Origin of the sequence: Pseudomonas sp. Z1-29 (assembly GCF_051131995.1) — a bacterium.
GTDB lineage: Bacteria > Pseudomonadota > Gammaproteobacteria > Pseudomonadales > Pseudomonadaceae > Aquipseudomonas.
The window spans coordinates 5,262,476-5,282,165 of the sequence record NZ_CP071645.1 but is presented as its reverse complement, the minus strand read 5'-3'; the positions used below and the strand labels follow the sequence as shown (position 1 = coordinate 5,282,165).

Annotated in this window: 18 protein-coding genes and 1 pseudogene; 10 read left to right on the top strand and 9 right to left on the bottom strand. The window is 61.7% G+C overall.

The window, feature by feature from the left end:
* Window positions 1-42 precede the first annotated feature (42 nt).
* Together J3P84_RS24100 and mmsB are read left to right on the top strand one after the other, a co-directional pair.
* Window positions 43-1,569, top strand: a complete 1,527-nt coding sequence (locus tag J3P84_RS24100; protein WP_434569899.1) for a CoA-acylating methylmalonate-semialdehyde dehydrogenase — start codon at window positions 43-45, stop codon at window positions 1,567-1,569.
* A gap of 10 nt (window positions 1,570-1,579) precedes the next feature.
* On the top strand, window positions 1,580-2,467 hold the full coding sequence (mmsB, locus tag J3P84_RS24095; protein ID WP_434569898.1) for a 3-hydroxyisobutyrate dehydrogenase: 888 nt from the start codon (window positions 1,580-1,582) through the stop codon (window positions 2,465-2,467).
* Between the two features lie 223 nt (window positions 2,468-2,690).
* Here mmsB and J3P84_RS24090 read toward each other — a convergent pair whose 3' ends face one another.
* On the bottom strand, window positions 2,691-3,035 hold the full coding sequence (locus J3P84_RS24090) for a cupin domain-containing protein (protein WP_003177747.1): 345 nt from the start codon (window positions 3,033-3,035) through the stop codon (window positions 2,691-2,693).
* Window positions 3,036-3,131: 96 nt separating this feature from the next.
* Window positions 3,132-4,013: a LysR substrate-binding domain-containing protein gene (locus tag J3P84_RS24085; protein ID WP_434626275.1), complete on the bottom strand. Its 882-nt coding sequence runs from the start codon at window positions 4,011-4,013 to the stop codon at window positions 3,132-3,134.
* Between the two features lie 199 nt (window positions 4,014-4,212).
* Between J3P84_RS24085 and J3P84_RS24080 the strand changes: the two genes are divergently transcribed.
* Window positions 4,213-4,977 (top strand): sulfite exporter TauE/SafE family protein, encoded by a 765-nt coding sequence (locus J3P84_RS24080; RefSeq protein WP_434626274.1) that lies wholly within the window; start codon window positions 4,213-4,215, stop codon window positions 4,975-4,977.
* Here J3P84_RS24080 and J3P84_RS24075 read toward each other — a convergent pair.
* Window positions 4,967-5,281 carry a putative quinol monooxygenase gene (locus J3P84_RS24075; RefSeq protein WP_434626273.1) on the bottom strand — a complete coding sequence of 105 codons (315 nt, stop codon included), beginning with the start codon at window positions 5,279-5,281 and terminating at the stop codon, window positions 4,967-4,969. The genes J3P84_RS24080 and J3P84_RS24075 overlap by 11 nt on opposite strands.
* Before the next feature lie 198 nt (window positions 5,282-5,479).
* Between J3P84_RS24075 and J3P84_RS24070 the strand changes: the two genes are divergently transcribed.
* From J3P84_RS24070 to J3P84_RS24060, 3 genes are all read left to right on the top strand, one after another.
* Window positions 5,480-6,070: an NAD(P)H-dependent oxidoreductase gene (locus J3P84_RS24070; protein WP_434626272.1), complete on the top strand. Its 591-nt coding sequence runs from the start codon at window positions 5,480-5,482 to the stop codon at window positions 6,068-6,070.
* A gap of 170 nt (window positions 6,071-6,240) precedes the next feature.
* Window positions 6,241-7,152, top strand: coding sequence for a LysR substrate-binding domain-containing protein (locus tag J3P84_RS24065; protein ID WP_434626270.1), 912 nt, complete (start codon window positions 6,241-6,243; stop codon window positions 7,150-7,152).
* Between the two features lie 103 nt (window positions 7,153-7,255).
* Window positions 7,256-8,149 carry an NAD-dependent epimerase/dehydratase family protein gene (locus tag J3P84_RS24060; RefSeq protein WP_434626269.1) on the top strand — a complete coding sequence of 298 codons (894 nt, stop codon included), beginning with the start codon at window positions 7,256-7,258 and terminating at the stop codon, window positions 8,147-8,149.
* 144 nt (window positions 8,150-8,293) lie between these two features.
* On the opposite strand, the gene J3P84_RS24055 is transcribed toward J3P84_RS24060, so the two are convergent.
* Window positions 8,294-9,739: a SulP family inorganic anion transporter gene (locus J3P84_RS24055; protein ID WP_434626268.1), complete on the bottom strand. Its 1,446-nt coding sequence runs from the start codon at window positions 9,737-9,739 to the stop codon at window positions 8,294-8,296.
* Window positions 9,740-10,075: 336 nt separating this feature from the next.
* Between J3P84_RS24055 and J3P84_RS24050 the strand changes: the two genes are divergently transcribed.
* The 4 genes from J3P84_RS24050 to J3P84_RS24035 all read left to right on the top strand — a co-directional run bounded on the left by J3P84_RS24050 (window position 10,076) and on the right by J3P84_RS24035 (window position 14,277).
* Window positions 10,076-11,425: a gluconate:H+ symporter gene (locus tag J3P84_RS24050; protein ID WP_434602741.1), complete on the top strand. Its 1,350-nt coding sequence runs from the start codon at window positions 10,076-10,078 to the stop codon at window positions 11,423-11,425.
* Window positions 11,426-11,449: 24 nt separating this feature from the next.
* A complete protein-coding gene (locus tag J3P84_RS24045; RefSeq protein WP_434626267.1) occupies window positions 11,450-12,310 on the top strand; it encodes a MurR/RpiR family transcriptional regulator in 861 nt (286 codons plus the stop codon).
* Between the two features lies 1 nt (window position 12,311).
* Entirely contained in the window at window positions 12,312-13,784 is a 1,473-nt protein-coding gene (locus J3P84_RS24040; protein ID WP_434626266.1) for an N-acyl-D-amino-acid deacylase family protein, read from the top strand.
* 124 nt (window positions 13,785-13,908) lie between these two features.
* Window positions 13,909-14,277, top strand: coding sequence for a glyoxalase superfamily protein (locus tag J3P84_RS24035; RefSeq protein WP_434569886.1), 369 nt, complete (start codon window positions 13,909-13,911; stop codon window positions 14,275-14,277).
* A gap of 64 nt (window positions 14,278-14,341) precedes the next feature.
* On the opposite strand, the gene J3P84_RS24030 is transcribed toward J3P84_RS24035, so the two are convergent.
* From J3P84_RS24030 to J3P84_RS24010, 5 genes and pseudogenes are all read right to left on the bottom strand, one after another.
* Window positions 14,342-15,046: a methyl-accepting chemotaxis protein gene (locus tag J3P84_RS24030; RefSeq protein ID WP_370871140.1), complete on the bottom strand. Its 705-nt coding sequence runs from the start codon at window positions 15,044-15,046 to the stop codon at window positions 14,342-14,344.
* Between the two features lie 201 nt (window positions 15,047-15,247).
* Window positions 15,248-16,126 (bottom strand): annotated as a pseudogene (locus J3P84_RS24025) (methyl-accepting chemotaxis protein); the annotation flags it as partial.
* Between the two features lie 465 nt (window positions 16,127-16,591).
* The gene (locus tag J3P84_RS24020) at window positions 16,592-17,533 is read right to left on the bottom strand and encodes a LysR family transcriptional regulator (protein ID WP_434626265.1); all 942 of its coding nucleotides are present in this window, start codon (window positions 17,531-17,533) and stop codon (window positions 16,592-16,594) included.
* A 69-nt stretch (window positions 17,534-17,602) separates the two neighbouring features.
* Window positions 17,603-19,132, bottom strand: coding sequence for a tripartite tricarboxylate transporter permease (locus J3P84_RS24015; protein WP_434626264.1), 1,530 nt, complete (start codon window positions 19,130-19,132; stop codon window positions 17,603-17,605).
* The gene (locus tag J3P84_RS24010) at window positions 19,129-19,662 is read right to left on the bottom strand and encodes a tripartite tricarboxylate transporter TctB family protein (RefSeq protein WP_434569883.1); all 534 of its coding nucleotides are present in this window, start codon (window positions 19,660-19,662) and stop codon (window positions 19,129-19,131) included. The genes J3P84_RS24015 and J3P84_RS24010 overlap by 4 nt, the downstream gene beginning before the upstream one ends.
* Window positions 19,663-19,690: the final 28 nt, after the last annotated feature.

Here is a 19,690-nt window from a genome sequence, read left to right as displayed (position 1 = left end):
CTGAACCAGCGCGCCCTTATAAGAACAATCCCGGAGGCCAGCATGAACGTTTCCCTTACGCCCAGCGACACAGCCCTGCAAACCGTCAGATTGCTGATCGATGGCGAGTGGGTCGAGTCCCAATCCAGCGAATGGCACGACATCGTCAACCCGGCCACCCAACAAGTGCTGGCGAAGGTACCGTTTGCCACCGCGTCGGAAGTCGATGCCGCCATCGCTGCTGCCCAGCGTGCTTTCCAGACCTGGAAGCTGACACCGATTGGTGCGCGGATGCGCATCATGCTCAAGCTCCAGGCGCTGATCCGCGAGCATTCCAAGCGCATCGCCGCGGTGCTCAGTGCCGAACAGGGCAAGACCATCGCCGACGCCGAAGGCGATATTTTCCGCGGCCTGGAAGTGGTCGAGCACGCCTGTTCCATCGGCACCCTGCAAATGGGCGAGTTTGCCGAGAATGTCGCCGGTGGGGTGGATACCTATACCTTGCGCCAGCCGATTGGTGTGTGCGCGGGTATTACCCCGTTCAATTTTCCGGCGATGATCCCGCTGTGGATGTTCCCGATGGCCATCGCCTGCGGCAATACGTTCGTCCTCAAGCCGTCGGAGCAGGATCCGCTGTCGACCATGCTGCTGGTGGAGCTGGCCATCGAGGCCGGTGTGCCGCCGGGCGTGTTGAACGTGGTGCACGGCGGCAAGGATGTGGTGGATGCGCTTTGCACTCACAAGGACATCAAGGCCGTTTCCTTCGTCGGCTCAACGGCGGTCGGCACCCATGTGTATGACCTGGCGGGTCGCCATGGCAAACGCGTGCAATCGATGATGGGCGCCAAGAACCACGCCGTGGTGCTGCCCGACGCCAATCGCGAGCAAACCCTGAACGCCCTGGTCGGTGCCGGTTTCGGCGCGGCGGGCCAGCGTTGCATGGCGACTTCGGTGGTGGTGATGGTGGGCGCGGCCAGGCAATGGTTGCCGGAGCTGAAGGCGCTGGCGCAGAAACTCAAGGTCAATGCCGGCAGCGAGCCGGGCACGGATGTCGGCCCGGTGATTTCCAAGCGAGCCAAGGCGCGCATCCTTGAACTGATCGAGAGCGGCGTGCAGCAAGGCGCAAAACTTGAACTGGATGGCCGCGACATCAGCGTGCCGGGCTTCGAGCAGGGCAACTTCGTCGGTCCGACCCTGTTTTCCGGCGTAACCACCGACATGCGCATCTACACCGAGGAAATTTTCGGCCCGGTGCTGGTGGTGCTGGAGGTCGATACCCTCGATCAAGCGATCGCCCTGGTCAACGCCAATCCGTTTGGCAACGGCACTGGCCTGTTCACCCAGAGCGGTGCGGCGGCGCGCAAATTCCAGAGCGAAATCGACGTCGGCCAGGTCGGTATCAACATCCCGATCCCGGTGCCGGTGCCGTTTTTCAGCTTCACTGGCTCCCGCGGCTCGAAACTCGGCGACCTCGGCCCTTACGGCAAACAAGTGGTGCAGTTCTACACTCAGACCAAGACCGTCACCGCGCGCTGGTTCGACGATGACAGCGTCAACGACGGTGTGAACACCACCATCAACTTGCGTTAAGGAGCCGGACATGAACATCGCATTTATCGGCCTCGGCAACATGGGCGCCCCGATGGCGCGCAATCTGCTCAAAGCCGGCCATTCGCTGAACCTGTTCGACCTGAACCAGACGGTGCTGGCCGAACTGGCGGCGCTCGGCGGCACCATCAGCGCCTCGCCTCGCGATGCGGCCCAGGGCGCGGCGCTGGTGATCACCATGCTGCCGGCCGCTGCCCATGTGCGCAGTGTCTGGCTGGGCGAAGACGGCGTGCTGGCAGGTATCGCCGCCGGCACGCCGGCGGTGGATTGCAGCACCATCGATCCACAAACCGCCCGTGACGTGGCGGCTGCCGCTGCCAGGCAGGGAGTGGCAATGGCCGATGCGCCTGTCTCGGGCGGCACCGGCGGCGCGGCGGCGGGCACCCTGACCTTCATGGTCGGCGCCACGCCTGAGCTGTTCGCCACCCTGCAACCGGTACTAGCGCAAATGGGCCGCAACATCGTGCATTGCGGCGAAGTCGGCACCGGGCAGATCGCCAAGATCTGCAACAACCTGCTCTTGGGTATTTCCATGGTCGGCGTCAGCGAGGCCATGGCTTTGGGCGATGCCCTGGGGATCGACACCCAGGTGCTGGCCGGCATCATCAACAGTTCGACCGGCCGATGCTGGAGTTCCGATACCTACAACCCATGGCCCGGCGTGATCGAAACGGCCCCGGCGGCGCGTGGATATACCGGCGGGTTTGGCGCGGACCTGATGCTCAAGGATTTGGGCCTGGCCACCGAAGCCGCGCGGCAGGCCCGCCAGCCGGTGATACTGGGGGCAGTGGCGCAGCAGTTGTACCAGGCGATGAGCCAGCGGGGCGAGGGCGGCAAGGATTTCTCGGCGATTGTGAACAGCTATCGCAAGCCGCAGTGAACCTGTGATATCGAGAGGCTTTTGTGGCGAGGGGATTTATCCCCGCTGGGTTGCGTAGCGACCCGAAAATAGTTGGTTCAATTATCTGGTGCATCGAGGCGCCAGTTTTCAGGGCCGCTTCGCGACCCAACGGGGATAAATCCCCTCGCCACAAAGGGCACCATTCAGATTTGAAAGTTGTTTGCCGAGCGACCATGTCGGGTGGTCCCTCGGCTTTTTTGTTTCAGGCAAACACGAAATATTTACGCACGGTCTCGACCACTTCCCAAGTGCCTTTCATGCCTGGTTCGACGACAAAAATATCACCGGCGCGCAGATGAATCGGTGCCATGCCGTCCGGGGTGATCACGCAGTAGCCTTCCTGGAAATGGCAGTATTCCCACTTCACGTAGTCCACCCGCCACTTGCCGGGCGTGCAGATCCAGGTCCCCATGATCTTGCTGCCGTCCTCGCTGGTATAAGCGTTGAGGTTGACGGTGTGCGGGTCGCCTTCGAGTTTTTCCCATTTGCAGGCATCGAGTACGGGCAGCGGATGGGTATCGCGCAGGACGGTGATGGGGGCGGTCATGTGAGCTCCGAAGGGGCAGAAAAGAACCTGCACCCTAGCGTGGAGAAGTACCAGGCAGATGCCTGAACTCGACACCGGGCTGCCCAGAAGCGCGCATCATTCGGCCAGATGCCGGGCCAGGGCCTTGGCGTAGGCCGGAAGCCGTTCGAAATTCCGTGCGCAAAGCAACAGGGCCCGGTGTGCCCAGGCCTCCTGCAGCGGCACGTAGTGATATGAGGATTGGGATGGACGGCGTTCGATAGCGGCTTTCGGCACGACGGCAATACCCGCGCCATGGGCCACCATGCGGATCACCCCGTCAAAGCCCTCGGCGCGAATGCGGATCTGCATGCGCATTCCGGTGTGCAGCGCCTGTTCCTCCAGGTAAATCGCCAGCGCGCTGGTGGCGTTCAGGCCGACATAGTCGTGGTTGAGGGTCTCGCTGAAACTCGGCGTGCGGCCGTCAGCCAAGGGATGTCCCGACGGTAGGACCAGGACCAGCGGATCGTCACGAAAAGGCCAGGTCTGAAGGCCAGCGGTGTCCACCGCGTCGGAAACGATACCCAGGTCTGCGGCGCCCTGGCGCAACGCATGGGTGATCCGTGAGCTGGGCAATTCCTGCTGGTCGATGTCCAGGTTGGGGTGGCTATTGAGGAAACTGGCGAGTAATTCGGGCAGGTATTCGGTCATCGCGCTGGTGTTGCACAGCAGCCGCACCTGGCCTTTGACGCCTTTGGCGTATTCGGCCAGGTCCTGTTGCAGATGTTCGGCGTGCTGCAGCAAGACCCGGGCGTGCTGGGCCAAGGCTTTGCCGGCCGGCGTCGGAGTGACGCCGCGCCGCCCGCGTTCGAGCAGGTCGATGCCCAGGGACGCCTCCATGGCACGCACCCGGGCGCTTGCCGCTGCCAGGGAAAGATGGCTGCGAGCGGCGCCGGCGGTGATGTTGCCGGTGTCGAGGATGTTCAGGTAGAGGCGCAGGTCGGTGAGATCGAAGTGCATGGGCTGCTCTCGGGGGCTGCGGTGTCTGGTTTATCGCTTTCGCGAGCAGGCTCGCTCCCACAGGGTTCTGTGTTTCGACTGTGGGAGCGAGCCTGCTCGCGAAAGCGGCGATGTAAATTTTTTTGCCTATCGCCAGACAAGAGGCACCCTCAGTATATGGCACATTTTCAAACCCGGGCGCGGACCTTACGATAACCCCATGAACACACTCCTCGCCTTCTATCAAAACCTCGGCCTGGCCCTTTCCTTGCTGGTCATCGGCACCTTTCTGCTGGCCGGTACCATAAAGGGCGTGATTGGCCTAGGCCTGCCAACCATCTCGATGGGGCTGCTCGGCCTGGCTATGGCTCCGGCACAGGCTGCGGCACTATTGCTGATTCCGGCCACGCTGACCAACGTCTGGCAACTGGCATCTGGCGGGCATCTGCAAGCATTGATCCGGCGCTTGTGGCCGCTGCTGCTGGCGATTTTCATCGGCACCGGCCTTGGCACGTTGTGGATCGGCATGGTGGGCGGCGCCTGGGCAGTACGGGCGCTCGGCGCGGCGCTGGTGTTGTATGCGCTGAGCGGGTTGCTGCTGCCGACGTTGCGAGTGAGCGCTCGGAACGAACACTGGCTTGCGCCACTCTGTGGCGTGTTGACCGGTGTGATCACCTCGGCCACAGGCGTGTTCGTCATCCCGGCGGTGCCTTATCTGCAAGCGCTGGGCTTGAGCAAGGATGAGTTGGTGCAGGCCTTGGGCCTGTCATTCACCGTCTCGACGCTGGCTTTGGCGGCTGGCCTGCTGTGGCGCGGTGCGCTGGGGGGCGGTGAACTGAGCGCTTCGCTGCTGGCGCTGGTGCCGGCGCTGCTGGGGATGTGGCTGGGGCAATGGCTGCGCCAGCGGATCAGCGCCGTGCTGTTCAAGCGGGTTTTTTTCATTGGCCTTGGCGCGCTCGGCGGCCATTTGTTGATCAACGGCTAGCCGAGGATCGACTGAGCATGTCGACGCGGCGGATCTCGAAGTCGCGTTCCAGATAGTCCATGCGCTGCTCGAAGAACTGCTTCATGTGCGGCAGGTTCGAATGCACTTCCAGGTCCGCCTGGGATGCCCAGATCTCATAGAAGATAAACAACGTCGGGTCCTGCTGGTCGCGCAGCATGTGATATTCGATGCAGCCAGGCTCGGCACGACTCGGTTCGACGTAGGCGCGAAACAGCGTTTCGAAGGCTTCGGCTTTTTCCGGGCGGGTCTTGGCGTGCAGGATGAATCCGTGCAATTCACTCATCAGGTGGGCTCCTGGTCAAAGGGTCCGGCGAATTTTACGGCAACAATCCAGTTGCGATTCGTGCGTATAGGTCAAAACAGTTTTGTCGTTTCGCTGCTTATTCCGCGCGAAGCTCATCGGTACTCTGCCGCCATCATTTTCAATCTTTCCCTTCGGCGTCCGTCCAGCGGTCTACGCCGTGGAACCAATGAGGCTCCGATGAAAAAAATCCTGTTGCTCAATGGCGGTAAACAATTCGCTCACTCCGACGGTCGCTATAACGCAACCCTGCACGACACTGCGCTCAGCGTGCTCGACCGTGGCGGCCTGGATGTAAAAACCACGTTCATCGACGGCGGCTACGACATCAAGGAAGAAGTCGCGAAATTCCTTTGGGCCGACGTGATCATTTACCAGATGCCCGGCTGGTGGATGGGTGCTCCCTGGACGGTAAAAAAATACATCGACGAGGTCTTCACCGAAGGCCACGGCAGCCTCTATGCCAGCGACGGCCGTACCCGTTCCGATGCTTCGCAGAAATATGGCAGCGGTGGCCTGGTGCAGGGCAAGCAGTACATGCTGTCGCTGACCTGGAACGCCCCGCAACAAGCCTTCGACGACCCGACTGATTTCTTCGAAGCCAAGGGCGTGGACGCGGTGTATTTCCCGTTCCACAAGGCCAACCAGTTCCTCGGCATGACCGGTCTGCCAACGTTTCTCTGCGTGGACGTGATGAAGCGTCCGAGCATCGAAGAAGATGTGGCGCGGTATGAGCGGCATTTGATTGAGGTGTTCGGTCTTTCTCGGTAATCGGGCTAGTATCCGGCTGACTTGAAGCGAAGGTGTCGTGGCGAGGGAGCTTGCTCCCGCTGAGGTGCGAAGCGCCTCCAAAAAGCGGTCGCTACGCGCCCAGCGGGAGCAAGCTCCCTCGCCACAAAGGCGATCGTTAATCGGTATATGCATTCCACGAGAGGATGTCTGTGAAAGCCAGATCCGACGAGTTGCAGATTTTTGTCTGCGTGATCGAATGCGGATCGATTTCCGCCGCCGCCGAGCAGGTCGGGCAGACGCCGTCGGCGGTCAGCCGTACGTTGTCGCGCCTGGAGGCCAAGCTCGACACCACGCTGATCAACCGCACCACGCGGCGCATGGACCTGACTGAAGAGGGCAAGTATTTCTTCGAGCAGGCCAAGGGCATTCTCGACCAGATGGACGAGCTGGAAGAGCGCTTGTCTTCCCGCCAGAAGAACCCCGCCGGGCGCTTGCGGATCAATGCCGCATCGCCGTTCATGCTGCACGCGATCGTTCCTCATATCGAAGAATTCCGCACGCTCTACCCCGACATTCAGCTCGAACTCAACAGCAACGACTTGATCATCGATCTGCTCGAGCAAAGCACAGACGTCGCCATCCGCATCGGCACCCTGACCGACTCGACGCTTCACGCACGGTCGCTGGGATGCAGTCCGTTGCACATCCTCGCCAGCCCGGCCTATCTCAAGCGGCATGGCACACCTTCCAGCGTTGCCGAGCTGGCGGAGCATTCGCTGCTGGGTTTTGCCCAGAACGACGGGCTCAACCAATGGCCGCTGCGCCACATCCACGGTGATCGCTGGCCGATCCAGCCGGCCATCAGCGCGTCCAGCGGCGAAACGGTGCGTCACCTGGCGCTGCAAGGGCAGGGCATCGCTTGCCTGTCGGATTTCATGACGCGCGACGATATCAGCGCCGGCAGCCTCAAGGTGCTGCTGGCCGATGCCAACAGCGGCTACCGCCAGCCGATCAACGCGGTGTACTACCGCAACTCTCAACTGGCGCTGAGGATCCAGTGCTTCCTGGACTTCATCCAAGGCAAGCTCGCCGGGTACGCATCGCGCGAATTCAAGGGCTGATTCGTGACTTCAAGGCAAGAGTGATTTGGGCAACGTGGACTGTTTCGGCAAGGAACGCTCCTCGATACTCGTCCCATCACTTATTTTGCCAAGGAGTTACTCCATGAAAGTATTTGTTACCGGCGCTGCCGGCTTCATCGGCGGTTCCATTGCTACCGGTCTCGTGCGGGCCGGCCATCAGGTCACTGGCCTGGTGCGCAACGCCGAACAAGCCGACGAGTTGAGCGCGCTGAGCATCACGCCGGTTATCGGCACCCTTGAAGACAGCGCGCTGCTGATCAAACAGGCACGAGCTGCTGATGCGGTGATCAACGCCGCCAGCAGCGATCATCGTGGCGCGGCCGAAGCGTTGGTCGAGGCGCTCAAGGGCTCGAACAAGGTGTTGCTGCATACCAGCGGTTCGAGCATCGTCGGCGACGCATCGGGCGGTCGTGCCAGCGATGACATCTACTACGAAGACTCCCTGCCGCAACCTACCGCCGACAAGGCGCCCCGTGTCGCGATCGACAACCTGATTCTCGGCTCGGCAAAGCATGGCGTGAACTCGGCGGTGATCTGCAACACGCTGATCTACGGTCACAGCCTGGGCGTCAAGCGTGACAGCGTGCAACTGCCGCGCCTCCTCAAGCAGGCACGCAAAAGCGGCGTGGTGCGGCATGTCGGACCGGGGCAGAACATCTGGTCCAATGTGCACATCGAGGACGTGGTCGAGTTGTACACGCTGGCCCTGACCCGCAACCAGCCTGGCACGTTCTACTTCGTCGAAAGCGGTGAAGCTTCGTTCATTGAAATGACCACCGCGATGGCTCAGGCGCTGAACCTGGGCGAACCGCAGGATTGGCCGCTGGCGGATGCCGAAGCCGAGTGGGGTTATGAAATGGCCAATTACGGCCTGGGCTCCAACAGCCGCGTGCGCGGCAAGAATGCCCGCGAGCTGTTGGGGTGGACGCCGAAGCGCACGTCGGTGGTGGCTTGGATTCTTGATGAGATGGTGTGAGTTACGCCGTTCGAGCCGTAAGAGTAAACACCCTTTTGGGAGCGAGCCTGCTCGCGAAGGCGGTCTGTCAGTCGAAGCACATGTTGCCTGGTCTTCCGCCTTCGCGAGCAGGCTCGCTCCCACAGGGTTTTGTGTTGGCATTCGTCAGTCGTGCTGCACACCCGCGCGCTTGAGCATCTGTTTGCAACGCTCGGACAGATGAAACACGCGCAGATGCTTGCCCGCCTTGCTGTAGCGCTCGCGCAGGGTCATCAACGCGGCGATGGCCGAGTAGTCGACGAAGCTCAAGTGGCGGCAGTCCAGGGTCACCAGGTCGGGGTCGTTGGCCGTGTCGAACTGGTTGAGGAACGGCGTGGTCGAGGCGAAGAACAACGTGCCGTGCAGCCGATAAAGCTTGCTGCCATCGGCTTCCAGGTGCGTGTCGGCGTACAACTCCCGCGCCTGTTGCCAGGCGAAGTTGAGCGCCGCGATGATAATCCCGCAAAGGACCGCGACGGCCAGGTCGGTAAACACGGTGATGACGGTGACCGCGATGATCACCAGTACATCATTGGTCGGCACCTTGTTGATGACCCGCAACGAGGCCCAGGCAAAGGTCTGCTGAGCGACCACGAACATCACGCCCACCAGCGCGGCCAGCGGAATGCGCTCGATCAGGGGCGAAAGGAACAGCACGAACAGCAACACCATCACCCCAGCCACCACCCCGGACAACCGGCCGCGCCCGCCAGAGCTTAGGTTGATCACCGTCTGGCCGATCATGGCGCAACCGCCCATGCCGCCTAACAGGCCGGACGCCATGTTTGCCGCGCCCAATGCCACGCACTCACGGTCCGGATAACCACGACTCTCAGTGATTTCGTCGGTGAGGTTAAGGGTCAGCAGCGTTTCCAGCAGGCCGACCATCGCCATGACCACCGCATAGGGCGCGATTATCAGCAGGGTTTCCAGGTTCCAGGGGATATCTGGCAGGGTAAGGACCGGCAAGCCACCGGCGATGTGCGCCATGTCGCCCAGCGTCCGGGTCGGCAGGCCAAGCAAATAGACCGCCAGGCCAATCCCGAGGATTGCCACCAAGGCCGGCGGTACGCTACGGGTCAGGCGCGGCAGCAGATAGACGATGGCCATGGTCAACGCCACGAGGCCGGCCATCAGGTACAGCGGGGCGCCGCTCAGCCAGGTTCCGTCGCTCTTGAAGTGCTCCAGTTGCGCCAACGCGATGACGATCGCCAGGCCGTTGACGAAACCGAGCATCACCGGGTGCGGCACCATCCGCACCAGCTTGCCCAGCCGCAGCAGCCCGAACGCCATCATGATCAATCCGCCCAGCAGCACCGTGGCCAGCAGGTACTGCACGCCGTGTTGCACCACCAGCGCGACGATCACCACCGCCATCGATCCCGCCGCCCCCGACACCATGCCCGGCCGCCCGCCGAACAGGGCTGTCAACGTGCAGATGATGAAGGCGCCATACAGACCCATCAGCGGATTCAGATGCGCAACCAGGGCGAAGGCAATGCATTCCGGGAGCAAGGCGAAAGAGGTGGTGAGGCCGGCGAGGGCGTCGGCGCGAAGACGAGCTGGTTTCATGGTTTACCTGATTGGGCGCCGGTGAAGAGTCGGCTGCCGAAGAAGTGGTGCGAAAAGCAGGAGGGGAATGGTACGGAATCGACGACCTTGGGGCCAGTGATTGGCTTTTCTGGGGGCCTGCTTTGCAGGCCAGCGGGAGCAAGCTCCCTCGCGACGAAGGGCCTGTTTGGCGATGAAAATTCGGCTGTGGATTTTCATCGGCGCCTTGTCTCGATGTCCCTGCGCGACATTTTTTGTCTGTGGGCGAAAATTACTTTCAGCGGGTTTGTGGATTTCTTCTCGAAATGATTTATGAGTTTCATAAACAACGACGTGACCCCATTCGAGGAGTAACGCATGGCCCCTGATTTCGGTTATTGGCTGTTGGTCTACGCGGCGATCGCGATCATTGCGCTGATTGTCCTGATCGCGCGCTACCGTCTCAACCCGTTCATCGTGATTACCCTGGTTTCCATCGGCCTGGCGCTGCTGGCCGGGATGCCACCCTCCAGCGTCGTCGGCGCCTACGAGGCGGGCGTGGGAAAAACCCTGGGGCACATTGCGCTGGTGGTGGCCTTGGGCACGATGCTCGGCAAGATGATGGCCGAGTCCGGTGGCGCGGAGCGGATGGCGCAGACGCTGATCGAGCGCTTCGGCGAGCGCAACGCTCACTGGGCGATGGTGTGCATTGCGTTCCTGGTGGGGTTGCCGTTGTTTTTCGAGGTCGGCTTTGTGCTGCTGGTGCCTATCGCATTCACGATTGCCCGGCGTGTCGGCGTGTCGATCCTGATGGTCGGCCTGCCAATGGTGGCCGGGCTGTCGGTGGTCCACGCCCTGGTGCCACCGCATCCGGCGGCGATGCTGGCGGTGCAGGCATTCCAGGCTTCGGTGGGGCAGACCCTGCTGTATGCCATCCTGATCGGCATTCCCACCGCAATCATCGCCGGTCCCCTGTACGCCAGATTCATCGTGCCCCGCATTCAGCTGCCGGCCGAGAACCCATTGGAGCGGCAATTTCTCGACCGCGAGCCACGTGCAAATCTGCCGGGCTTCGGTATCACCTTGGGGACGATCCTGTTGCCGGTGGTCCTGATGTTGATCGGTGGCTGGGCCAACCTGATTTCCACACCGGGAAGCGGTTTCAACCAGTTTCTGTTGTTTATCGGCAACTCGGTGATCGCCTTGCTCCTGGCGACCATTCTCAGCTTCTGGACCCTCGGCCTGGCCCAAGGCTTCAACCGCGAATCGATCCTCAAATTCACCAACGAGTGCCTGGCGCCTACGGCCAGCATTACCCTGTTGGTGGGCGCCGGCGGTGGTTTGAACCGGATTCTGGTGGACGCTGGCGTTACCCAGCAGATCGTCGGGCTGGCCCAGGAGTTCCAGTTGTCGCCGTTGGTCATGGGCTGGCTGTTCGCCGCGTTGATGCGCGTCGCCACCGGTTCGGCGACGGTGGCGATGACTACGGCCTCGGGCATTGTCGCGCCCGTGGCGATCGGCCTCGGTTATCCCCATCCTGAACTGTTGGTGCTGGCGACTGGCGCCGGGTCGGTGATCTTTTCCCACGTCAACGACGGCGGCTTCTGGTTGATCAAGGAATACTTCAATATGACTGTCACCCAAACCTTCAAGACCTGGACCGTGCTCGAAACGTTGATCTCCCTGGTCGCGTTCGGCCTGACCCTCGGGCTTGCGCGCGTGCTCTGATCGCGCTCCAACAGAGGTGCCGTCATGGACATCCTTTACCAGATCCGCTCCCGTCAGGATTTCTTCAGTGCAGGCGAAGGAAGAATCGCCCGACTGATGCTCGACGACGTAGGATTTGCCGCTTCCGCCAGCCTGGATGAACTGGCCCAACGCGCCGAAGTCAGCAGTGCCACACTGTCGCGTTTTGCCCGGACTGTCGGTTGCCGCGATTTGCGCGATCTGCGCCTGCAACTGGCCCAGGCCAGTGGCGTTGGCAGCCGTTTCCTCGACCCCACGGGCGCGCCCGAGCAGTCGGCGTTTTATGGGCAGATCGTCGGCGATATCGAGTCGACGCTGCGCCAGCACTTGTCGGCATTTGACGAGTCACGCTTCGCCGACGCGGTACGGATGATCGGCAAGGCGCGGATGATCCATGCGTTCGGGCTCGGCGGGTGGTCGGCGCTGTGCGGCGAAGAGTTGCAGGTGCGGCTGGTGCGTTTCGGCTACCCGATCGCCGCCTGCCGCGACCCGCTGATGATGCGTATCACGGCCACTTCGCTGAGCGATCAGCATCTGGTGATTGCCTGTTCGTTGACTGGTATCACCCCGGAGCTGCTCGGCGCGGTCGAACTGGCGCGCAGCTACGGTGCAGCGATCCTGGCGATTACCCGTGCCGACTCGCCGCTGGCCCACCTGGCGGATGTGGTGCTGCCCCTGCAAGGTGCCGAAACCTCGTTCATCTTCAAACCCACGGCGGCGCGCTACGGCATGCTGTTGGCGATCGATGTGCTCGCCACCGAGTTGGCGCTGGCCCATCCGCAAGACAATCAAGAGCGCCTGCGGCGGGTCAAGCTCGCCCTGGACGATTACCGAGGCGGCGAGGACGACCTGCCGCTGGGAGACTGACATGCACTACGACACGCTTATTCGCAACGCGCTGATCATCGACGGCAGCGACAAGCCCGGCTACAGCGCCGACGTGGCGATACGCGCCGGTCGTATCGAGCACATCGGCGACCTCGGCGCCGCCCGGGCGACTGAAGAAGTCGACGCCGCCGGCCGGGTGCTGGCGCCGGGATTCATCGACGTGCATACCCACGACGACACGGTAGTCATACGCCAACCGCAGATGCTGCCCAAACTCAGTCAGGGCGTCACCACGGTCATCGTCGGCAATTGCGGCATCAGCGCTGCGCCCGTCAGCCTGCGGGGCGATCCACCGGACCCGATGAACCTGCTCGGTGCTGCCCAGGCGTTCGCCTACCCACGCTTCGCTGATTATCGTGCGGCGGTGGAAGCCGCCACGCCGGCGGTCAATGTCGCGGCACTGGTCGGGCACACGGCGCTGCGCAGCAACCACCTGGACGATCTGCTGCGCACCGCCAGCGCAGGCGAAATCGCCGCCATGCGTCAGCAACTGCGCGAAAGCCTGGAGGACGGTGCGCTGGGTTTATCCACCGGCCTGGCCTACGCCAACGCGTTCTGTGCGTCGACCGATGAAGTCATGCAACTGAGCGAAGAGTTGGCAGCGTTCGGCGCGGTCTACACCACCCACTTGCGCAGCGAATTCGAACCGGTGCTGGAAGCGATGGACGAGGCCTTCCAGATCGGCCGTCATGCCCGGAGCCCGGTAATCATTTCCCACCTCAAATGTGCGGGGGCCGGTAATTGGGGGCGTAGTCCACAGGTGCTCGCGGCGTTGGAAACTGCCGCCAGAAGCCATCCCGTCGGTTGCGACTGTTATCCCTACGCGGCGAGCTCTTCGACGCTGGACCTCAAGCAAGTGACCGATGCCCATCGCATCACCATCACCTGGTCGACGCCGCACCCGCACATGAGCGGACGGGACTTGATCGACATCGCCGCCGAATGGGGCATGCCACTGCTGGAAGCCGCGCGCTGCTTGCAGCCGGCCGGCGCGGTGTACTACGGCATGGACGAAAGCGACGTAAGACGCATCCTCGCACACCCATTGTCGATGGTCGGCTCCGACGGCTTGCCCGAGGACCCTTTTCCCCATCCTCGGTTGTGGGGCGCTTTCCCACGGGTGCTGGGACATTTCAGTCGAGACATCGGGCTGTTTCCGTTACACACCGCCGTGCACAAGATGACCGGCCTTTCGGCTGCACGCTTTGGCCTGAAGGAGCGGGGTGAAATCCATGAAGGATATTGGGCCGACCTGGTGTTGTTCAATCCGCAAACCGTCCGCGACGTCGCCGATTTCAACCAGCCGCAACGGGCTGCCGAGGGCATCGATGGCGTATGGATCAACGGCGTCCTGAGTTATCGCGATGGCCAGGCAAACGGCCGCCGGGAAGGCCGATTCCTGGCGCGGGAAGGCAATCTTCGCCAGGGATTTCGGACTTTTAAAGGTGTGTAAGCGGCTGATATAACGTTAATTGACGCCACAATAATGGCACTACGATACTAAAGAAGCCGGCTTACAGGCCGAAGCATTGGGGTCAACCCATCTAAACTGGGTCATTTCAGCCAGGGAGCAACCCATGAGCTTCGGTAAGACCACCCCGATCCTGCGGATTTTCGATGAAACCAAGGCCTTGGCGTTCTATGTCGATTTCCTGGGCTTTACCGTCGACTGGCAACATCGCTTTGGTGACGACTATCCGCTGTACCTGCAAGTGTCGCGCGGTGACTGCGTGCTGCACTTGTCCGAACACCACGGCGATTGCACACCGGGTTCGGCGCTGCGGATCGAGACCGATGAGCTGGAAGCATTCCAGCAACAGTTGATGGCCAAGCAATACCGCTACGCCCACCCACAAATCCAGGCCATGCCATGGGGTAGCCAGGACATGACCATCAGTGATCCGTTCGGGAATCGGCTGGTGTTTACCAATGCGATCAGTGTGTAACAGATATCGCGAATCGCTTGATCAGTTTGCCCGCCTCTTCAAAGAAGCGGGCAAACGCGTTTCGTCAAACCCTGAAATGACTGACCATCTGCTGCAATTGACTGCCAAGCCGCGCCAGTTCAACGCTGGACGCTGCGGTTTCTTCGCTGGCGGCGGCGGTCTGTTCGGACACGTCGCGCACGTTGATGATGCTGCGGCTGATCTCTTCGGCCACGGCGCTTTGCTGCTCGGCGGCGGCGGCGATCTGCTGGTTCATCGACTGGATGTTCGACACCGTACGGGTGATGTTCTCCAGTGATACGCCGGCCTTGCGGGTGAGGGCCACGCTGCTGTCGGTGAGGTTGCGGCTGTTGTTCATCACGGCGGCCACTTGCTGGGTGCCGTTCTGCAGGCCGGCCACCAGGCCTTCGATTTCCTCGGTGGATTTCTGGGTGCGTTGGGCCAGGCCACGGACTTCGTCGGCGACGACCGCAAAGCCACGACCGGCTTCACCGGCGCGGGCGGCTTCGATGGCGGCATTGAGTGCCAGCAGGTTGGTCTGTTCGGCCACGGCCTTGATCACATCCATCACTGCGCCAATCTTGTCGCTCTCCTGTTGCAGCACGCTCATGGCGTCGGTGGAGCGCACCACTTCACTGGCCAGGCGTTCGATCTGGGCAATGGCTTCGCTGACCACCTGGTCGCCGGCACGGGCTTCGCCGTCGGCGGCGGCCGCTGCCTGGGAGGCTTCTTCGGCGTTGCGGGCAACTTCCTGCACCGTAGCGGTCATTTCGTGCATGGCGGTTGCGACCTGGTCGGTCTCGACTTTCTGGCTGTTGACCCCGGCACTGGTCTGTTCGGTGACCGCCGACAATTCTTCGGCGGCGCTGGCGATCTGAGTCACGCCATCACGGATGCCGCTGATGAGGTCGCGCAGGGTCACGCCCATGCGCGCGATGCCCTGTTGCAGTACGCCCAGCTCATCGCGACGGGTGACGATCACATCCTGCGACAGGTCGCCACTGGCGATGCGTTCGACCACGGTCAGGGTTTCGCGCAGCGGACGGGTGATCTGGCGGGTGATGATGACGGCAGCAATGATGCCGACCAACAACGCCAGCAATGTACTGACCAGTTGCAACGTACGCGCCTGGGCGCTTTCGGCGTCGCGACGGTCGAGTTGGATCTGGTACAGCTGTTCGCTCAGGGAAACGATGGTCGCGCCCTGGTCGGTCATTTCCTTGCGCGCCTGCACCACGTCGGCCGTGGCCGATTTGAAGGCCTGCACGGCGCTGCGGTATTGCACCAGGGTGGTTTCCAGCTGACGCAGTTCGTCCTGATGGACGCTGGCAAAATATTCGTTCAGCGGCTTGAGCGAAGCAATCGCCGCGTCCAGTTGGGCGAAGGCCTTGCGTTCGGTATCGGCGTTGGGGTTGGCGGTGTAGCCGCGCACTTCATAACGAGCGAGCATGAACGCCTGCTTGGCTTCAGTGATGGCCTGGAACTGGGCGAAGCGTTCATCGTTGAGGGCCATATGCTTCACGTCGGCGTCGATGGCCTCGATCAGCTTGTAGGCCGTTTCGGCGTTCGCCCCCATGACATCACGAGCGCTGTTACCGGTGCGGTAGGCGCTGCGCATTTTGTTCAGTGATACCTGATAGGCGCTGATGGTCGCGCTCTGCTCTCTGAGCAGCTTGACGTTTTCCGGGCTCTTGAAGCTGTTGAGCAGCGCGTTCTGTTGCGCGACGAAACCGTCGAGGGTGGTTTGCACATTCTGTGCAGCGGTTTCGTCACCGTTGGCCAGCATGTATTGCAGGCGAGTCACGCGCAGTTTGGTCAGGCCGGCGTTGAGCTGGGTGATGTCGCTCATCCAGTTGCTGCGGTCGATCAGGCCGCCAAGGCTGGTCCAGCTGGTCAGGGCCAGCAGGCAGGTCAGGACCAGCACCAGGCCGAAGCCCAGGCCCAATTTCATGTTGACGCTAATGTTGCCAAACCAGCTATTCATCAAATTCCTCCAGGAACGTTGTGCTGCTTATCGTCGGTTGGCTGGAAGATTGTTGTTGTTAAGAGCCAGCAAAAACGTGTAACGGAGCTTTATCGGCGGAAACGGAGGGATCTGTAAGATTTTTTTCTACATCGGGAAAGGCAGGGGGCACAGCGGGCGACTCGGCCTGAAATGCAGGCAAAAAAAAGCCCGCGGGAGAGCGGGCTAAAACCTTAGTTTCTTGAATGAGCGAGGCGATGTTAGCGAATCCCGCGAGGATGTGGGGTGAAGAAAAGTTCATGCAGGGGCTGGCCTCGTCGATTGGCTGATCGGCCGTCCGACGCGGGCCTTTCAGTTCAATAACGCATGCTCGGCACGTACCGAATTCATGAACGCCTGCATCGCCGATGACTGAATGCGATGGCGGCGGGTGATCAATCCGTACGGTGGCAACCGGGCTTCGAACTTGATCGGCAACACGGCGAGCAAGTCACGACCTGGATAATCCTCGACGACCGATATCGGGGTGACGCCGAGCATGTCGGTCTGCTGGACCAATGAGAGCAAGGTCATGATCGAGGTGGTTTCGACGATGCTGCTGGGAATATCGACCCGGGCGTTGTGAAACACCTGGTTGATGATTGCGCGCATCGGGCTTGGGTGTTGTTGCAACACCCAGGTCATGCTCTGTAGCTCGGCCCAGCCCAGTCGGCTCGCCTGCGCCAACGGATTCTGCGCGCCACAAATGACACACAGCGCCTCTTCCCCGAGGCTGTCGAAGAGCAACTCTTCGGCGCGGGCACCGGCGGGAATACGGCCGAGGACAATGTCCAGTTGATCCTGCAACAGCGCTTGTACCAGCACGTCGCTGGTGTCGACCTGGATGCTCATGGACAAGCGGGGATGGCTTTGTTTCAAGGTCGCGATGGTGCGCGTCAGCAGTCCCGAAGCCAGTGCCGGAATGGCGCCGACTGCCACCCGGCCGAGGTTGCCGGATTCGAGTGCCACCAGTTCTTCGCGCATGCCGCTGAGCTCGGCGAAGACCATACGCGCGTAGTAAATGACGGTTTCCCCGAATGGGGTGGAGCGCATGCCACGGGGCAGGCGTTCGAACAGCTCGACGCCGAGCAAGTCCTCGGCTTCGTGCAGCATTTTGGTGGCAGCCGGTTGGGTCATGCCGATGTGGTCGGCTGCGCGGCGCAGAGAACCTAATTCCTGCAATGCCAGCATCAGCCGCAGTTGGCGCAGACGCAGTCGACTATGGATGACATTGGCAACAGGAATTCGGGTCATGGGCGGTACTCGCTGGAAAGTCCGTGGCAAGCCTGACAATAAATGCCAGGCGTTACCAGCAGTGCCGAGTCACAGCAATGATTTCGCCTCGGCGACGTGGGGTTTGCGCAAGCCCACCAGCAGGCCCAGTGCCTTGGAGATCAGCGGCCAGAACAGCATCAGCAGCGCGGCGGTGGTCAGGCTGCCCACCAATGGGTTGGACCAGAAAATTCCCAGCTGTCCGTCAGAAAACAGCATCGACTGACGGAATGCGTCTTCGGCCTTGTCCCCCAGGACGGCTGCCAGCACCAGCGGCGCAATCGGATAGCCGAGTTTCTTGAACAGGTAACCCAGCGCACCGAAGCCCAGCATCAGTACCACGTCGAAGAACGAGTTGTGCACCGAGTACGCACCGATGGCGCAGACCATGATGATGATCGGCGCGATGATCGAGAACGGAATGCGCAGGATCGAAGCAAACAACGGCACGGTGGCCAACACCACGATCAGGCTGACCACGTTGCCCAGGTACATGCTGGCGATCAGGCCCCAGACAAAGTCGTGTTGCTCGACGAACAGCGTCGGCCCAGGGTGCAGGCCCCAGATCATCAAGCCACCGAGCATCACCGCTGCCGTGGCGGAACCCGGAATGCCCAGCGTCAGCATCGGCAGCAGCGCGCTGGTGCCGGCAGCGTGGTCGGCGGTTTCCGGGGCGATCACCCCTTCGATCTCGCCTTTGCCGAAGTTGTCGCGGTTTTTCGAGAAACGTCGCGCCAGGCTGTAGCTCATGAACGATGCCGCCGTCGGGCCGCCGGGGGTGATGCCCATCCAGCAACCGACCAGTGTGCTGCGCACAATCGTCCACCAATAACGCGGCAACCTGGCCCAGGTGCGCAAAATCACCATCGGTGTGATGCGCGCATGTTCGCCACGAAACACCAGGCCTTCCTCGACTGTGCAGAGAATTTCTCCGATGCCGAACAGGCCGATCACCGCCACTTCAAAACTGATCCCGGTCATCAGGATCGGCTGGTCGAACGTCAGGCGCAGGTTGCCGGAAACCGTGTCCATGCCGACTGCCGCCATGGCGAAGCCGATCATCATCGCGACCACGGTTTTTAATGGCGGGTTCTTGCTCATGCCGATGAAGGTGCAGAACGCCAACAGGTACACCGCGAAGAACTCCGGCGAGCTGAAGGACATGGCGAACGCTGCGATTTTTGTCGACAGGAACGTCAGCAACAACACCCCGCACAACGCACCGATCAGCGCCGAGCTGAACGCGGCGGTCAACGCCTCGGCAGCCCGGCCTTCGCGGGCCATCGGATAACCGTCGAAGGTGGTCGCCACCGATGAAGGCTCGCCAGGAATGTTGAACAGGATCGAGGTGATCGAGCCGCCAAACAGCGCGCCCCAGTACATGCACGACAGCAGGATGATCGCCGACACCGGCGACATGGTGAAGGTCAAGGGCAGCAACAGCGCCACGCCATTGGGCGCGCCGAGACCGGGCAGCACACCGACCAGGATGCCCAGCAGAACGCCGATCACCATCAGACCGATGTGGCCCGGGGTCAGGATCAGGTTCATGCCCTGCAACAGGGAATCGAACTCGCTCATTTGAAGGTTCTCCCGGCCAGGGCAATCCAGTCGCCTATTGGGCCGGCATCCAGCGGGACCTTGAACCACAGCGCGAAAATCAGGTAGCTGGCGAGCGCCGCACCGAGGGCAACCGCACCGATCATCCACTTGCCGTAAGGCTTGGCGCGGACCTTGTCGCGCCACATGAACCAGGCAATGAAGCAGGCCGACGCGAGGTAGATGCCGGTGAAGGGCATCGCACCGACGAACAGGGCAATGGGCAGGAAAACCGATAGCACTTGCTTGAACGCACTACGGGTGAGGAATGCAACGCTCAGGGCCTGCCAGCGCACCACCGTCAGCACGCCGTTGGCGACGCTCGCCGCACTCAGTATCAGGCCGATATAGAACGGGAAGTAACCCGGTTCAGGGCCGGCATCGCCCCAGCCGATGCCTTGTTCGACACTGCCGAACATCACCACGGCACCGAGCAGGGTAGTAAACAGCGTCAGGCCGAGCTCGACCCAACGGGTACCGACCAGCGCCGGTGAATCCGAAGAATGGGACATCAAACACCTCCAGTAGGTGACGACCGCC